Annotated in this window: 13 protein-coding genes; 6 read left to right on the top strand and 7 right to left on the bottom strand. The window is 61.2% G+C overall.

All coding sequences use genetic code 11. The features are described from left to right. Window positions 1-278: 278 nt before the first annotated feature. From PIB16_RS02705 to PIB16_RS02715, 3 genes are all read right to left on the bottom strand, one after another. Window positions 279-1025: an HAD family hydrolase gene (locus PIB16_RS02705; protein WP_271044928.1), complete on the bottom strand. Its 747-nt coding sequence runs from the start codon at window positions 1023-1025 to the stop codon at window positions 279-281. Beyond that, complete coding sequence (locus PIB16_RS02710; protein ID WP_161987672.1) at window positions 1022-2368, bottom strand: glycosyltransferase family 4 protein; 1347 nt, start codon at window positions 2366-2368, stop codon at window positions 1022-1024. The genes PIB16_RS02705 and PIB16_RS02710 overlap by 4 nt, the downstream gene beginning before the upstream one ends. Before the next feature lie 103 nt (window positions 2369-2471). Next, complete coding sequence (locus PIB16_RS02715; protein WP_065654388.1) at window positions 2472-3245, bottom strand: FadR/GntR family transcriptional regulator; 774 nt, start codon at window positions 3243-3245, stop codon at window positions 2472-2474. A 288-nt stretch (window positions 3246-3533) separates the two neighbouring features. On the opposite strand from PIB16_RS02715, the gene PIB16_RS02720 reads away from it, so the two are divergent. Next, window positions 3534-4808, top strand: coding sequence for a DUF3422 family protein (locus PIB16_RS02720; RefSeq protein WP_065654387.1), 1275 nt, complete (start codon window positions 3534-3536; stop codon window positions 4806-4808). An 18-nt stretch (window positions 4809-4826) separates the two neighbouring features. Here the strand turns inward: PIB16_RS02720 and PIB16_RS02725 are convergent, their stop codons facing one another. Then, window positions 4827-5726, bottom strand: coding sequence for a LysR family transcriptional regulator (locus PIB16_RS02725; RefSeq protein WP_271044929.1), 900 nt, complete (start codon window positions 5724-5726; stop codon window positions 4827-4829). Between the two features lie 110 nt (window positions 5727-5836). Between PIB16_RS02725 and PIB16_RS02730 the strand changes: the two genes are divergently transcribed. The 3 genes from PIB16_RS02730 (at window position 5837) to glcF (ending at window position 10034) form a co-directional block, all read left to right on the top strand. Beyond that, the gene (locus PIB16_RS02730) at window positions 5837-7270 is read left to right on the top strand and encodes an FAD-binding oxidoreductase (RefSeq protein ID WP_271044930.1); all 1434 of its coding nucleotides are present in this window, start codon (window positions 5837-5839) and stop codon (window positions 7268-7270) included. 244 nt (window positions 7271-7514) lie between these two features. Then, window positions 7515-8729, top strand: coding sequence for an FAD-binding protein (locus PIB16_RS02735; protein ID WP_271044931.1), 1215 nt, complete (start codon window positions 7515-7517; stop codon window positions 8727-8729). Window positions 8730-8732: 3 nt separating this feature from the next. After that, window positions 8733-10034 carry a glycolate oxidase subunit GlcF gene (gene glcF, locus PIB16_RS02740; RefSeq protein ID WP_271044932.1) on the top strand — a complete coding sequence of 434 codons (1302 nt, stop codon included), beginning with the start codon at window positions 8733-8735 and terminating at the stop codon, window positions 10032-10034. Between the two features lie 225 nt (window positions 10035-10259). Here the strand turns inward: glcF and PIB16_RS02745 are convergent, their stop codons facing one another. Together PIB16_RS02745 and PIB16_RS02750 are read right to left on the bottom strand one after the other, a co-directional pair. Then, window positions 10260-10919, bottom strand: coding sequence for an outer membrane beta-barrel protein (locus PIB16_RS02745; RefSeq protein ID WP_080852615.1), 660 nt, complete (start codon window positions 10917-10919; stop codon window positions 10260-10262). 262 nt (window positions 10920-11181) lie between these two features. After that, window positions 11182-11958: a L,D-transpeptidase gene (locus PIB16_RS02750; RefSeq protein WP_271044933.1), complete on the bottom strand. Its 777-nt coding sequence runs from the start codon at window positions 11956-11958 to the stop codon at window positions 11182-11184. A gap of 236 nt (window positions 11959-12194) precedes the next feature. On the opposite strand from PIB16_RS02750, the gene PIB16_RS02755 reads away from it, so the two are divergent. Together PIB16_RS02755 and PIB16_RS02760 are read left to right on the top strand one after the other, a co-directional pair. Further along, window positions 12195-12824 carry a DNA-3-methyladenine glycosylase I gene (locus tag PIB16_RS02755; RefSeq protein WP_271044934.1) on the top strand — a complete coding sequence of 210 codons (630 nt, stop codon included), beginning with the start codon at window positions 12195-12197 and terminating at the stop codon, window positions 12822-12824. After that, entirely contained in the window at window positions 12821-13264 is a 444-nt protein-coding gene (locus PIB16_RS02760) for a hypothetical protein (protein ID WP_271044935.1), read from the top strand. Before PIB16_RS02755 ends, PIB16_RS02760 begins: the two co-directional genes overlap by 4 nt. Window positions 13265-13279: 15 nt before the next feature. Here the strand turns inward: PIB16_RS02760 and PIB16_RS02765 are convergent, their stop codons facing one another. Continuing rightward, on the bottom strand, window positions 13280-14323 hold the full coding sequence (locus tag PIB16_RS02765) for a YeiH family protein (protein ID WP_121490279.1): 1044 nt from the start codon (window positions 14321-14323) through the stop codon (window positions 13280-13282). Window positions 14324-14358 lie beyond the last annotated feature (35 nt).

Here is a 14358-nt window from a genome sequence, read left to right on the forward strand (position 1 = left end):
TCGATTCAAAATCTTCAATCCGGATTGATCCTTTTTTGCTGGGTAGTGACAATTGCTAATATAGATGTGCCGTAAGTTCCGCCAATCCCCTTTCACCCATAACCCACTACTGTCTTCACGCTGATGAAGCCTGCGGGCAAAGGTGGGCATGGTAGATATGCGAACAAAGCTGCGACCGGGTGGTTCCCCGGCCGGACAGCCGATGCGGTAATACCCTCTCCGCCCGCCTTCAAGCATACGGATTGCAAAGCCGCTATGAATTGTAGCCGGGGCTGTTTTTAGTCCGGGGTTAATCCCCAGTGCCGGAGGCCTTCGACCACACCGTCCGCCTCCTTCGCAGCCGAGTGAAAGAAGCGCGTATCATGATATGTCAGCGAGACGAGCTCCGGCAGGGCATTGCCCACGATCACGCCGCGAATATTCTTTAGCTCAAACATCGCCCTATCATTGCCAGTATCGCCTGCAACCACTGATTCGTCGAGGCCGATCTGTAGTTGTCCACATAGCCATGTCAGCGCGGCACCCTTATCGGCGGCTTTCGGCAAGACGTCGAGGTCGCGGTCGCTGGAATAGACGATACGGGCATCGATATCGGCCGCCACAAGTGCGGCCTCAATCTCTTCGAGCGCGGCGTCATCGGCGTCATGCAGGAACCAGCTCGATTTCAGGCCGTGCTGGTAACGCTCTTCCTGCATCGTCACACCGGGAATTCCGGCCATGACCTCGGCAATCTTCTGGGGGTCGAAACCGGTGCCGAGAGACTGTGTATAGGCGTCTGCCAACTCGCCTCGCTCTTTCGCGTGCAGCATGGTGCCGACCCCGCCGATGATGTAGTCGGGCTGCGGCAGCGGCACCTCTTCGATGAGCGCAAGCTGGTCGTCGATCAGCCTGCCACTATTGAAAACCAGAAGGGGACGTTGACCCTCCGGCAACGAATGCCAGAAATCGCGGAACCGGCGCGTGGCGTCGTTATCGCCGACGACGGTTCCGTCGAGATCGGTGGAAAAAAGGCGAAGCGGTCTCAATCGCCGTCGTTCCATGGTTCGGCCCAATCGGCTTCTTCCAGAACCGGCATCATGGTTCTGCCTTCCACAAGGGCGAGAAGCTGCTGGGCAATGCCGGTCCATGTGAACAGGCTGCGCGCCTTGTGCGCCCCCATGCGGGAAAGCCGCCCGTAAAGTCGCTCATGCTTGAACGGCTTCATCATGGTGATGCCGAGGTCTTCCTTGTCGAAAGGATCGGCAAACAGCGCATGGCGGCCATAACTGACGGCCCGGAACAACCCGCCATGAATGGTAACGACGGTTGGTGTGCCGCTCGCCATCGCTTCGATAGCGGTCATGCCGAAGGGCTCGTAACGGCTGGAAAGCACGAAGAGATCGGCCGCGCGATAGATGTCCGGCAGGTCTTCATCCGCGACATAACCGGAAAAAGCCACCTTATCCTCTAGGCCGAGCGCTTTCACCCGCTCCTTCAACTGGTTGAGGATCGTGGTTTCCTGCTCGTCCATATTCTCGCCGCCGACCGCCAGATGCAGCCGGGCTTCCGGTTCGCGTTCGGCAAGCACGGAAAAACCGTCGATCAGCAGGTCATAACCTTTGTTGGTCGCAAGGCGTCCGAGCGCCAGCACCGTCTTGCCCTCGAAACCGAAACGCTGCCGGATCATCTGCCGCGTCGCATCGGAAACAGGGAAGAAACGGTTGTCGTCATAACCCGGCGGGATCATGTGGATGTGCTTGCGCTTCAGACCGTAATCCTCGATCAGAACGTCGAGCTGCACCGGCGTCGTGGCAATCACCATATCGCAGCTGCGATAGATGATCAGCTCGTGCTGGATACGTTCCCTGAAGTTGAATTCCAGTTCGAACGTATCGGCCTTTTCCGGATAGTCGGTTTCCATCTGGCGCTTTTTCCAGATGCCGAGCGAATGCGGCGTGTGCAAATGTGGGATTTTCAGCGCTTCGGAAAGCCGCTGGCCGGCGACGCCCGCATCCCAATAATGGCTGTTGATGAACGAATAATTCAGGTCGTTTTTCTTGATGAAGCGCAGCGCATTTTCGCACCATTCCATCAGGTGACGGTGCAGATATTCCTTGGGAATGAAATCGCGCCCGCCGCAGGGAATGCGCACCACGCGGACGCGCTCATCGACCTCATCGAATTCCGGCTGGTCTTCGAAGCGGCGGGTGTAAAGATCGACAGTATAACCGAGCTGGCCGAGTTTGCGTGCAAGCTCAAGCACATAAACCACCTGTCCACCGGTGTCCGCAGCGCCCAGCGGCGGGTGCGCGGCGACATAGCCATGCGTCGATATGAGAGCTATCCGCGGATAGCGTTCAGTTTCGCTCGTGGTCGTCATGGGTCCCATCTTGGTAAATTTTTCCAATTAACCCGATAAAAAGACCAAAGAGCACAAAAGGTTCCATCAAAATCTGAAAAAACCGGGTGCCGCATTTCGCCGGATGGCGTTTTCAGGGGCTGCGCTGCTGTTGCCTCAGGCGCGAAATCCGGTCCCATTCCCGCGCCTGATGTGCCTTGGATGTCGTCTCCACGATGAAGTCGATATGGGCCTCCGCCGCCGCTCTTGCCGCAGCCGCATCGCCGGCGGCAATCGCATCGTGGATGGCGATATGTTGCCTCAGCACCTCGTCATGGGCGCCGGCGACGGTGAAGATGAGATGGCGATTGTAGAAGATGTCGTCGCTTAGAAGCCGGTAGCAGGAGCGTAACGTATGCATCAGCACGATATTATGCGCCGCTTCGCCGATGGCGTTGTGAAATTCCACATCGCCCGCAAGCTCTTCTTCGAAACGGCCCGCCTCATGCGCTTCCCGCATTCTGTCCACGATGGCGGCGAGGTTGCGCCTGTCCGGCTCGGTCGCGCGCTGTGCGGCAAGTTCGGCGGTCATGCCTTCGATATAGCGGCGATATTCGAGGAAATCGCGCGTCGCCCGGCTGTGGCGGGTAATCAGCGCGCTCAAGGGGTCTGAAAAGACCGGGCCGACAATATCGGCAACATAGGTGCCGCCGCCATGCCGGCTGGTAAGGAGGCCACGGGTCTCAAGCTCCTTCAGCGCTTCCCGCAGGATCGGCCGCGAGACATCGAGGCGTTGCGCCAGTTCGCGCTCGCCGGGCAGCCTGTCGCCATCGCGCAATATGCCGTCGAGGATCAGTTCCTCGAAACGTAAGATCACCTCCTGCGATGTGCGGCTGTGCTCGATGCGCGCAAAAAGCGTTTCGTCCATCGCAGAAGTCTCCGGCGAAATCCCGCCCCGTATTTCGATGGGGGCAAATTATCAGCGAAGCATCGTACTGGTCAAATATTCTATCCAGTTACACGCCTCGTCCGTGCCATGCCTGCGGCAACACGGCATCTGCCTTTTCGAATTGGCTTTTGTTAATGCAGCGGCAGGACAGGATAGCGGATTTTTCCGCCAGGTGGATCAAAACAATGACAACGGCTTCGATTGCGGTGTTTTCATCGCGATCAATGCTCTAATAAAACCGGCGCAACAGGCGGGGACGATATCGCAATGGCCAAGGGTAGATTTGCTTTCGCAAGCGCGCCGGAAAGATCGCTGGCGCTCGGGGAGGTTCATGCGCGACCGACGGTGCTTCTCGCACCCTCGCGCATCATCGTCCAGCTTGCCTTCATGATGGATGGTGGTTCGGCCGTGCATCACTCGGTCATCGCGGAAATGTCGCGCAGCCGCGGTGTCGCGCCACCGGAGCGCGATGCCCGCCACCATGCCATGCCCTGGGGGCAGGGGACCTTGCGCTGGGAGCGGCATACCGAATTTTCGACCTGGTTCTGGGATGGCCCCGCGCCGGAAAAATTCGGCGGCGAGATTGCCGGCGATCCCTTCGGCGACGGCTTTTCGCCGCCCGGCTCGCTGATCTCGGGCGTGCGGCTGGAAATCCGCCCGGAAAATGGCGTGGCGTCTCAGGCGGAGACGATCTTCGAGCCGACCAGCCTCTGTCACAGCGACGTGCGCGACGGTCAGGCGGCGATCCTCACCGATTTCCGGCAGGATCGCGACGGGTTGACACAGATATTGGTGATCGACCGGGGCTTGAGCGATTACAGCCGCGGCGCGCTGGTGCAGCGGCTGTTGGATATCGAGACCTATCGCACCCTTGCCATGCTCGGCCTGCCGATGGCGCAGACGCTCTCGCCGGAAATCCGCCGTATCGAAGATGGCCTGACGGGTATCACCCAGCGCATGAAAAACGGCGCGCGCGACGAGGCCGATGCGCTGCTGGCGGAAATGACCCGCCTTGCGGCCGAACTGGAAGCCAATGCCGCGCTCAGCCTCTATCGTTTCGGCGCCAGCCGCGCCTATGACGGCATCGTGCGCGAACGTATCCGGGCGCTTGCGGAAACCCCGGTGCAGGGCCACGAGACCATGGGCAGTTTTCTGGAACGGCGCATGGCGCCCGCCATGCGCACCTGCCAGTCGGTGGAGGAGCGGCAGGCCAACCTGTCGCGCAAGCTCTATCGCGCCACGGCGCTCGTCCGAAGCTGGATCGATGTGGAACTGGAGCGGCAGAATACGGTGTTGCTCAACACCATGAACAAGCGCGCCGCCATGCAGCTTCGCCTGCAGCAGACGGTCGAAGGCCTCTCGGTCGCCGCCATTTCCTATTATGTTGTGGGCCTCATCGGTTATCTCACCAAGGCGATCAGCCATTATGTGCTGCCGCTCGACCCCGCCGTCGTCACCGGCATCTCCGTTCCCTTCGCGGTCCTCGGCGTCTGGTGGGTGGTGCGCCGCATCCGCCGCTCCCATGCCGAGGGCGGGCACTGAGGGGTAATCCCATCTCCCTCAACCCTGCTCCCAATAGGGTGAAGGCCCATAAAGCCCGGCCAGATAATCGATAAACAGCCGCACTTTTGCAGGCAGGAACTGCCGGCTCGGATAAACCGCCGAGAGCGTGACGTTTCGCGATCCCTCATAACCCGGCAGAACCTGCACCAGCTTGCCGCTGCGCAATTCATGGCCGATATCCCAGGTAGAGCGCAGCGCAACGCCGAGCCCCGATATTACCGCCTCGCGGATCACCTCGCTGGAATTGGTGATGAGCATCCCCTCCGGGCGAATGCTCATCGCGCCGCCCGGTCCTTCCAGCCGCCAGACATCGTTATTATGAGCCGGCAGGCAGCGGTGCTTTTTCAGATCCTCGATTGTCGCCGGCATACCATGGGCCGCAACGTATTCCGCCGAAGCGCAAAGCACGCGGCGCACTGGCGCGAGCCTGCGGGCCACGAGGCTGGAGGAATTCAGATCGGCGATACGGATGGCCAGATCGTAACCACCCTCGATGATGTCGATGAATTCGTCGCTCAGCACCAGATTGACCGAAAGATCAGGATGCCGCTCCATGAAACCTTTCAGATGCGGCGCGATATGCATGCGCCCGAAGGATGTCGGCGCGGAAACCTTCAGCGTGCCGTTGACCGTATTGGCGCGGCCGGACACGAAATCCTCGGCCTCCTCCAGCCCTTCCAGCACGGCAAGCACCCGCTCGTAAAAGCCCTGTCCCGCTTCGGTCAGCGAGATTTGCCGTGTGGTGCGCTGGAAAAGCCGCGCGCCGAGTTTTTCTTCCAGCCGCTTGATGCGTTTGGAAATGACGGCGGGCGAATAACCAAGCTCCCTTGCGGCCAGCGACATGCTGCCGGAGGCGGCAACGCTTGCGAAGACTTCCAGATCGCCCAGATTCGTCATAGTTGCCCTCAATTGTTTCCAGAAAGGAAAAAATCCATAACATTTGATTGCGCCGTTTCAAAGTGGTAAAGAAAGAATACCAGTTGGCGAAATGGCATGGAGGAGGGGCGGTGACGCAGCCGATCAAGTTTCTGGAGTCGCGCGCGAAAGTCGTCGCAGGCCGCGACCGCATCATAGCGGACCTCAAGGATATTCTGGCCGCGGACTGTCTTGTGCACGAGCCGCGCGAACTTGTGCCTTTCGAGACCGACGCCTTCGTTTCCTATCGCCGCCTGCCGCTGGCCGTGGCGTTGCCGAAAACGACGGAAGAGGTGGCGGCGGTGATGAAATATTGCCACCGTTACGGCATTCCGGTCGTGCCGCGCGGGGCTGGCACCTCGCTCTCCGGCGGCGCCATTCCGCAGGAAGATGCGGTGGTGATCGGCCTTTCGAAGATGGCCTCGATCCTCGAACTGGATTTTTATAATCGTACGGCGCGGGTGCAGGCGGGCGTCACCAATCTTTCCATTTCCGATGCGGCAGCTGCTGAAGGTTTCTTTTATGCGCCGGACCCCAGCTCGCAGCTTGCCTGCACCATCGGCGGCAATATCGGCATGAATTCCGGCGGCGCACATTGCCTGAAATACGGCGTTACCACCAATAATCTGCTCGGTGTGAAAATGGTGCTTGTCGATGGCACAGTGCTGGAACTGGGCGGCAAGCACCTCGATGCCGCCGGCTACGATCTGCTCGCCCTCGTCTGCGGCTCGGAAGGCCAGCTCGGTATCGTGACGGAAGCGACGGTGCGGCTGATCGCCAGACCGGAAGGCGCGCGACCGGTGCTGTTCGGCTTCGAGACGTCGGAGGACGCCGGCTCCTGCGTGGCCGATATTATCGGCGCGGGCATCATCCCGGTCGCCATCGAATTCATGGACAAGCCGGCCATCGAAATTTGCGAGGCCTTCGCCAAAGCGGGCTATCCGCTGGATGTCGGCGCGCTGCTGATTGTCGAGGTCGAAGGCTCCGAGGCGGAAATGGACGCAATGCTGGCTGACATCGTGGCGATTGCCCGAAAACATGGCGTGAAGACGGTGAAGGAATGTCAGTCGGCCATGGAGGCGGCGGCGATCTGGAAAGGCCGCAAATCCGCCTTCGGCGCAACCGGCCGCATCGCGGATTACATCTGCATGGATGGCACCGTGCCGCTCTCCCAGCTTTCCTACGTGCTGAAAAAGACGAGCGAAATCACCGACCGCCTCGGCCTGCGCGTCGCCAATGTCTTCCATGCCGGCGATGGCAACATGCACCCGCTCATCCTGTTCAACGCCAACGATCCGGAAGATGCGGCCCGCGCCGAAGAGGCCGGCAATGAAATATTGAAGCTCTGCGTCGATGCCGGCGGCTGTCTGACCGGCGAACATGGTGTGGGCATCGAAAAACGGGATTTGATGGGCCACCAGTATGGCGAGGCCGATCTTGCCCAGCAGATGGCGGTGCGTGCGGCTTTCGATGAGGGCTGGCTGATGAACCCTTCCAAGGTGTTTCCGCTGGAGGGGAGGGGATGATGGGTGTGAGTTTTGTGACGATGGTGGGTGTGGCTTACCCCCCTCTGCCCTGCCGGGCATCTCCCCCTCAAGGGGGGAGATCGATATGCCGCCCTCGCTCGTTTCATTGGCAGGGTGCCATCCGCTTGTCGATCTCCCCCCTTGAGGGGGAGATGCCCGGCAGGGCAGAGGGGGGTGTCTCTTGCTCCGAGCGCAGTGTTTCCCACACAAACGTCGCTATCCCATGCCCGGAGCCCGCCACCCCATGCTGACCCCCTACGCAGAAATCCAGGTCGCCGACATCATCCGCGACCACGCAACCCGAAAAGCCGCGCTGAAAATCATCGGCGGCAACACCCGCTCCGGTTTCGGCAATGCTGTCGTAGCAGATGAAGCACTCTCTTCCCGCGCGATGAACGGCATCGTCTCCTACCTGCCCGCCGAAATGGTCATGACCGTCAAGGCCGGAACCCCGCTCGCAACCGTCAAAGCCGCCCTTGCAGAAAACCGCCAGATGATGGCCTTCGAGCCGATGGATCACCGCCCGATCATGGGCACCGAAGGTGAACCGACCATCGGCGGCGTCTTCGCCGCCAATGTTTCCGGCCCCCGCCGTTATGTGGCCGGTGCGGCCCGCGACAGCCTGCTCGGCATCCGTTTCGTCAATGGCAGCGGTGAGGTCATCAAGGCCGGCGGCCGGGTGATGAAGAATGTCACCGGGCTCGATCTGTCGAAGTTCCTGGCCGGGTCTTTCGGCACGCTCGGTTTCCTCACCGAAGTCACCTTCCGCGTGCTGCCGAAACCGTCGGCGGAAAAAACCGTGGTCGTTTCCGGTCTCGACGATGAAGCGGCGACGCGCATCATGGCGGCGGCGATGGCGATGAGTGTCGAGGTTTCCGGCGCGGCGCATCTGCCGGAAAGCGTTCGTTCCCGTTTCATCGATGGCGGATTGCCGGACGGCCCGGCGACCATCCTGCGGCTGGAAGGGCTTTCCGCCTCGGTGGAGGCGCGCACGGCCAAACTCCTTTCCGTCATGGACCGGGTCGGGCCGTGGGCGCTGCTGGAGGGTGAGGAGAGCAGGCTTTTGTGGCGTCAGGTGCGCGATGTCGCGCCCTATGCCGGACAGGCGGCGAAGCCCTTGTGGAAAGTATCGGTCGCGCCTTCGGTTGGTCATCAGCTTGTCGCGGCGCTGCGCATGGAAGCGGGCATCGACGCCTTTTACGACTGGCAGGGCGGCCTCATTTGGATGCAGATGGAGGCGGACCCCGAGGCGGATTTGCTGCGCGGCGCGATCCGGGCGCTTGGCGGCGGCCACGCAACTTTGGTGAGAGCGAGCGATGCGGTGCGCGCCACGGTCGCTGCCTTCGAGCCGCGCCCGGCGGCGGAAGCGCTGCTTTCTGCGCGTATCAGGGAGAAGCTCGATCCGGCGGGCATCTTCAATCCCGGCAAGATGGCCGTAACGATGGAAGGGGCCGTCTGAACCATGCAAACATCCTTCACGCCCGAACAGCTGGCCGATCCGCATGTGGCGGAATCCGAAAAAATCCTGCGCAAATGTGTGCATTGCGGCTTCTGCACCGCCACCTGTCCCACCTATGTCACGCTCGGCAACGAGCTGGACAGCCCGCGGGGCCGCATCTACCTTATCAAGGATATGCTGGAAAACAGCCGCCCGGCGGACCGCGAGGTCGTCACCCATATCGACCGCTGTCTTTCCTGCCTTGCCTGCACCACCACCTGTCCCTCCGGCGTGGATTACATGCATCTGGTCGATCATGCCCGCGCCCATATCGAACAGACATACAAGCGCCCCTTCATGGATCGGCTGATCCGCAATCTTCTGGTTGCCGTCCTGCCCCATCCCGCCCGTTTCCGGCTGGCGCTGCATCTGGCCCGGCTGGCGCGGCCTTTCTCGGGTCTGCTTGCCAAAGTTCCGGCGCTGAAGCCGCTGCAATCCATGCTCGCTCTCGCCCCCGCCGCCGTGCCTGCGGCCTCCGCATCAACCCGTCCGGGAGAGCGGCCGGCCGAAGGCGAAAAGCGTGGGCGCGTTGCGATCCTCACCGGCTGCGCCCAGCCGGTGCTCGATCCCGGTATCAACGAGGCGACGTTGCGCCTGCTTGCGCGGCTCAGCATCGAGGTCGTGGTGCCGAAGGGGGAGGGCTGTTGCGGTTCGCTGGTGCATCATATGGGCCGCGAGGAAGAGGCGCTCGCCTCGGCAAGGCGCAATGTCGATGTCTGGACGCGCGAGATGGAGAGTGGCGGTCTCGATGCCATCATCATCACCGCTTCCGGCTGCGGCACCACCATCAAGGATTACGGCCATATGCTGCGGCTCGATCCGGCTTACGCCGAAAAAGCCGCGCGGGTCTCGGCTTTGGCGAAGGACATCACCGAGTATCTCGCCACTCTCGATCTGCCGCAAGGGCAAAGCCAGGGTCTCACGGTCGCCTATCATTCGGCCTGCTCCATGCAGCATGGCCAGAAGATCACGCTTGCGCCGAAACAACTCCTGAAGGCGGCGGGTTTTACTGTGCGCGATCCGGCGGAAGGGCATCTCTGCTGCGGCTCCGCCGGAACCTACAACATCCTGCAGCCGGAGATTTCCGCCAAACTCAAGGCGCGCAAGGTGAAGAACATCGAGGCCACCCGGGCGGATGTCATCGCCACCGGCAATATCGGCTGCATCACGCAGATCGGAACCGGCACGGATATGCCTATCCTGCACACGGTGGAGCTGTTGGACTGGGCCTATGGCGGGCCGAAACCGGCGAGGCTTTTGGTTTAGAAACGTCCCGTGGTACTTTCGACTGCGCAGTACCCGAGGCAGCTTTCGCGCACGCACTTTCGGCATCCGTCATGCCGGGCTTGACCCGGCATCCAGCCGGCGCGCGTCGGCGCGACGAGAAGAGTCTTTCCAGCCCAATGACTTGGGCTGACTGGATTCCGGCTCATGGCCGGAATGACGAAGAAAGAGAGCGTCGTCCACGCGGCACGCTTTGCGCCATATCTCTTAGAACTTATACGCCACGCCGAAATTCACCGCATTGGTGATGATATCGGTTTTCAACGAGCCGCCATTGTCGATATCGACGTCGACGAAAGAATAGGTGCCCTTATATTCCACGAAGGTCGACCAGTTGTCGGTGATGCGGTAGCTGAGGCCGGCCTGCGCCTGCAGGGTTGCGCCGCCGAACTGATATTCGAAGGTCTTGCCCGAGGGACGGTACACTTCCACATGCGGCACGTTGATGCCGACGCCGGCGCCAACGTAAGGGGTGATGGGCAGCGATTCCAGCGGAAAGCGGTAGAGCGCGTTCAGCGTCAGTAGGTTCAGGCCGTCGGTGAATTCGAAATGCGACCAGCCGGAGCGGGCAAGCGTCTGGTCGTCGGCATAGACCTTGTCATGGGTGAAATCGAGCGAAATACCGAAATTCCGCAGCTGGCCCTCATCGAACCAGTAGGTGCCGCGCACGCCCCAATAGGGCGGATTGGAAAACGACTTGCCTTCCCATCCGGCCCGGAAATCCGGCCCGTCGGAGACCTTCACATCGCTGTGCGGCGCGCTTTGCCAGCCGCCATAACCGGAAATTTCAAATTCGCCCGCGATTGCGGCAGAGAAGGAAACGCCGCTGAACAGCAGGGCGCAAACAAATAAACTATGGCGCGGCATGAAGTGAATCCAGATTGATATCAGTAATTCACCAAACCGTTTTTTGATAACATTTGAATGACAGAAACGAAAAACGGGCGGCCGATTGACCACCCGTTTTAAGACCGTTCCATCATCCCCTGAGAGAGGTCCGGCTCCTGGCGTCCCCCGCCAAGTTTCATTCCAATGAAGTGAGCCGGATTGTACCGCCGCAAGGCGGCAATTCAAGCGGATACGCCGCCACACCGGCCCTGAAGCGGCCGGAATGGCTGAACCGTTGCCATCATATCACTATGACCTTGGTTCCGACGTTGACGCGCTCGTAAAGATCGGTGACATCCTCGTTGCGCATGCGGATGCAGCCGGAGGAATTGTTGCTGCCGATCGTCCACGGCTGGTTGGTGCCGTGGATGCGATAAAGCGTGGAGCCGAGATACATGGCGCGCGCGCCCATCGGGTTGGCCGGGCCGCCTTCCATGAAGGCCGGCAGATAGTGTCCCTTCCTCGCCTCGCGGCTGATCATTTCCTTCGGCGGGGTCCAGCTCGGCCATTCCGCCTTGCGGGTTACCTTGTGGGTGCCGGCCCATTCGAAACCGGGCTTGCCGACGCCGACGCCGTACCGCCGGGCCTTGCCATCGGCGAGCACGAGATAGAGGAAACGGTTCGGCGTATCGATGACTATGGTGCCGGGTTTTTCATTGGTCGGGTAGGTGACGATCTGCGGCAGGAATTGCGGCGCGATCTGGGTGCGCACCGGCGCGTTGGGGCGTACGGCGGCATTCTGCACCCGTGCCGGGCGCTGCGATGTGAAGCCGGAGCTGGGGCGCTGCGGCATGGCGGCCTGGCGCTGCTGGAAGAACGGCTGGCGTGCGGCAGGCGCGCGCGGATAAACCACGGGCCGCACATTGCCGCGACCGCCGAGCTGGGTGACCCAGGGCGCGGAAAGATCCGGGCTGACGACGACGGGCGGGCGCTCGCGATAACGCTCATTGGCCATGGCGGCCGGGGCGGCAAAGGTGGAAACGAGGCTCAGCGCCAGAAAAACGGACTTCATCGTCATCGGGTGGACTCTCTCTGCGGGATGTCGCAACTATGGATTTGCGGGACTGTTCGCCCGCTTTGCCGGACACGTTCGCACCTCGACGCCAGCGAATCGTAAATGGCTGTTCATTAAAAAGCGCTTGATTAGGGAAAGCTGGATTTAAGGTTAGCACCCGGTTTTGAAACGTGGTGAATGAGTGGTAAGTGCGCAGTCTGAACCGGTCACGGGCGGGAGCGGAAAAGGGTGGTTGCGAAATGAATGAAGCCGGACTTGAAACAGGCGCGGATGGCCTTGTGCGGTGTTTCTGGCAGCAGGGGCTTGCGGATTACAGCCGTTATCACGACGAGGAATGGGGTTATCCCGTCACCGACGATCGCCGCCTTTTCGAGAAAATCTGTCTGGAAGGTTTCCAGTCCGGCCTTTCCTGGCTGACGGTTCTGCGCAAGCGCGAGGCGTTCCGTCTCGCTTTCGCCAATTTCGAATTCGAAAAAGTGGCGGAATTCGGAGAGGCCGATATCGGGCGTTGCCTTGCCGACAAGGGCATCATCCGCCATCGCGGCAAGATCGTTTCGACCATCAACAATGCCCGCCGCGCCATGGAGTTGCGCGATGAATTCGGTTCGCTCGCCCGTTATTTCTGGGGTTTCGAACCGGCCGCCGCAGAAAGGCCGCAAAGGCTGGACTATGCGACGTTAAGGGCCAACCCCACCAGCGCCGCCTCCATCCGTCTTTCGAAGGACTTGAAGAAGCGGGGCTGGAGTTTCGTCGGCCCGACGACCGTCTATGCATTCATGCAGGCCATGGGTATGGTCAACGACCATATCGAAGGCTGTCATTGCCGCCAGCCGATAGAGGCCATGCGGCGGGAGTTTGTACGTCCATGAAGATAACCTCCCTTCTTCTGGCTCTCACCATGACTGTGGCCGCCGTGCCGCATCTCTCCTTCGCGGAGGGCCGCAATGTCGACGGTATCTGGCTCGATGACGGCGAAAGGCTGAAGCAGGTGGCGCTGCCGCCGGCCGGGCCGCTGAAGCTTGACGGCTGGACGCGGCGCGGGCGCGGCGATGTCTATCGCCTGAAGGTGAAGGCCGGGCAGACGGTAAAGATCGAGCTTGCCGCCTCCAGCGAATTCGTGCTGATGGCGGTCTTCGATTTTTCAACGCCGGATGAGGACGCGATCTTCTTCAGCGATTCCGAAGGCAAGGTCGCAACCCTGACGCCGAAGGCGGATACGGAGTGGCTGATTCGCCCGACGCTCATCCTGGGATCGCCGCGCCGCGGTCTCGGCGCACATTACACGCTGACGGTCAGCACCGGGAAATAACAGCCCGCCTTTTGCTTAGGCCGCCTGGGTCAGCACGATCAGGCCGAAGCTCAGAACGCCCAGCAGCACCAGCGACAGGCTGGCGGCGACGATGACCTTGCCGCCGGCATGGCGAAGGCTGCGAATATCGACCGAAAGGCCCAGCGCCGCCATCGACATGATGGTGAGGATGTTGGAGAGCGAGGCGACAGGGCCGATCAGAGCCTCGGGAATGAGGCCGAAGGACCGGGCCATGATCATCAGCACGAAGGCGATGATGAACCACGGAACCATCTGCTGCAATCTCAGGCGTTCCGTGCCGGACTGGCCATGGATGACGGAGAGGGCGGCGATCACAGGCCCCAGCATCAGCACGCGGATGAGCTTGACGATGGTGCCGGTCTGCACGGCGATTGCGCCGAGCGGGGCTGTAGCGGCCAGAACCTGCGGCACGGCATAGACCGTCAGGCCGGCAAAGATGCCATATTGGGTGGCGTCGAGACCCAGAAGCTGCGGCAGGAACGGCATCAGCAGCACGGCGGCGACGCCGAGAACGGCCGTGAAGGCAATCGAGGCGGCGACATCTTCCGGCTTGGCGCCGATGGCGGGTGCGGCGGCGGCAATCGCGGAATTGCCGCAGATGGAGTTGCCGCAGGCGATCAGCGTCGCAAGCTTGGGCGGCAGACCGAGCATCCGCCCGGCGGCATAGCTGACGATCAGCGACAGCGCCACGATCAGCGCAATGCCGCCGATCAGCAAACCGCCGGCACCTTTGAGGATGGAGAGGCTCAAGGATGCGCCGAGAAGCGCCACCGCGATTTCAAGCAGCGTCTTGGCGCTGAATTTGATGCCGGCCGAGGCAACCGCGGGCAGAGACACCAGCGAACGCAGCAGCGTGCCGATCAGAATGGCGAGCACCAGATCGCCGAGCCATGCATGGCCTGCAAGCCGCACCTGAAAGCGCTCCGCCAGAATGGCGGCGCAGCTGACCGCCGCGCAGATGAGAATGCCCGGCAGAAGCGGGGTGAGCCAGCGAAGCGAAAACTGAAAGGGATGAGCGAGGGTGCGATGTTGTGCCATGGCCAGACAATGCCGTAGCGACCTGTTTTATTCTA

Origin of the sequence: Agrobacterium sp. ST15.13.015 (assembly GCF_027871645.1) — a bacterium.
GTDB classification, from domain to species: Bacteria; Pseudomonadota; Alphaproteobacteria; order Rhizobiales; family Rhizobiaceae; genus Agrobacterium; species Agrobacterium leguminum.

Bases quoted from the DNA above. Each gene is read 5' to 3' on its own strand.
- PIB16_RS02715 (WP_065654388.1), bottom strand. From the start codon at position 3,245: ATGGACGAAACGCTTTTTGCGCGCATCGAGCACAGCCGCACATCGCAG.
- PIB16_RS02765 (WP_121490279.1), bottom strand. From the start codon at position 14,323: ATGGCACAACATCGCACCCTCGCTCATCCCTTTCAGTTTTCGCTTCGC.
- PIB16_RS02755 (WP_271044934.1), top strand. From the start codon at position 12,195: ATGAATGAAGCCGGACTTGAAACAGGCGCGGATGGCCTTGTGCGGTGT.
- PIB16_RS02725 (WP_271044929.1), bottom strand. From the start codon at position 5,726: ATGACGAATCTGGGCGATCTGGAAGTCTTCGCAAGCGTTGCCGCCTCC.
- PIB16_RS02745 (WP_080852615.1), bottom strand. From the start codon at position 10,919: ATGCCGCGCCATAGTTTATTTGTTTGCGCCCTGCTGTTCAGCGGCGTT.
- glcF (WP_271044932.1), top strand. From the start codon at position 8,733: ATGCAAACATCCTTCACGCCCGAACAGCTGGCCGATCCGCATGTGGCG.
- PIB16_RS02735 (WP_271044931.1), top strand. From the start codon at position 7,515: ATGCTGACCCCCTACGCAGAAATCCAGGTCGCCGACATCATCCGCGAC.
- PIB16_RS02710 (WP_161987672.1), bottom strand. From the start codon at position 2,368: ATGGGACCCATGACGACCACGAGCGAAACTGAACGCTATCCGCGGATA.
- PIB16_RS02760 (WP_271044935.1), top strand. From the start codon at position 12,821: ATGAAGATAACCTCCCTTCTTCTGGCTCTCACCATGACTGTGGCCGCC.
- PIB16_RS02750 (WP_271044933.1), bottom strand. From the start codon at position 11,958: ATGACGATGAAGTCCGTTTTTCTGGCGCTGAGCCTCGTTTCCACCTTT.
- PIB16_RS02720 (WP_065654387.1), top strand. From the start codon at position 3,534: ATGGCCAAGGGTAGATTTGCTTTCGCAAGCGCGCCGGAAAGATCGCTG.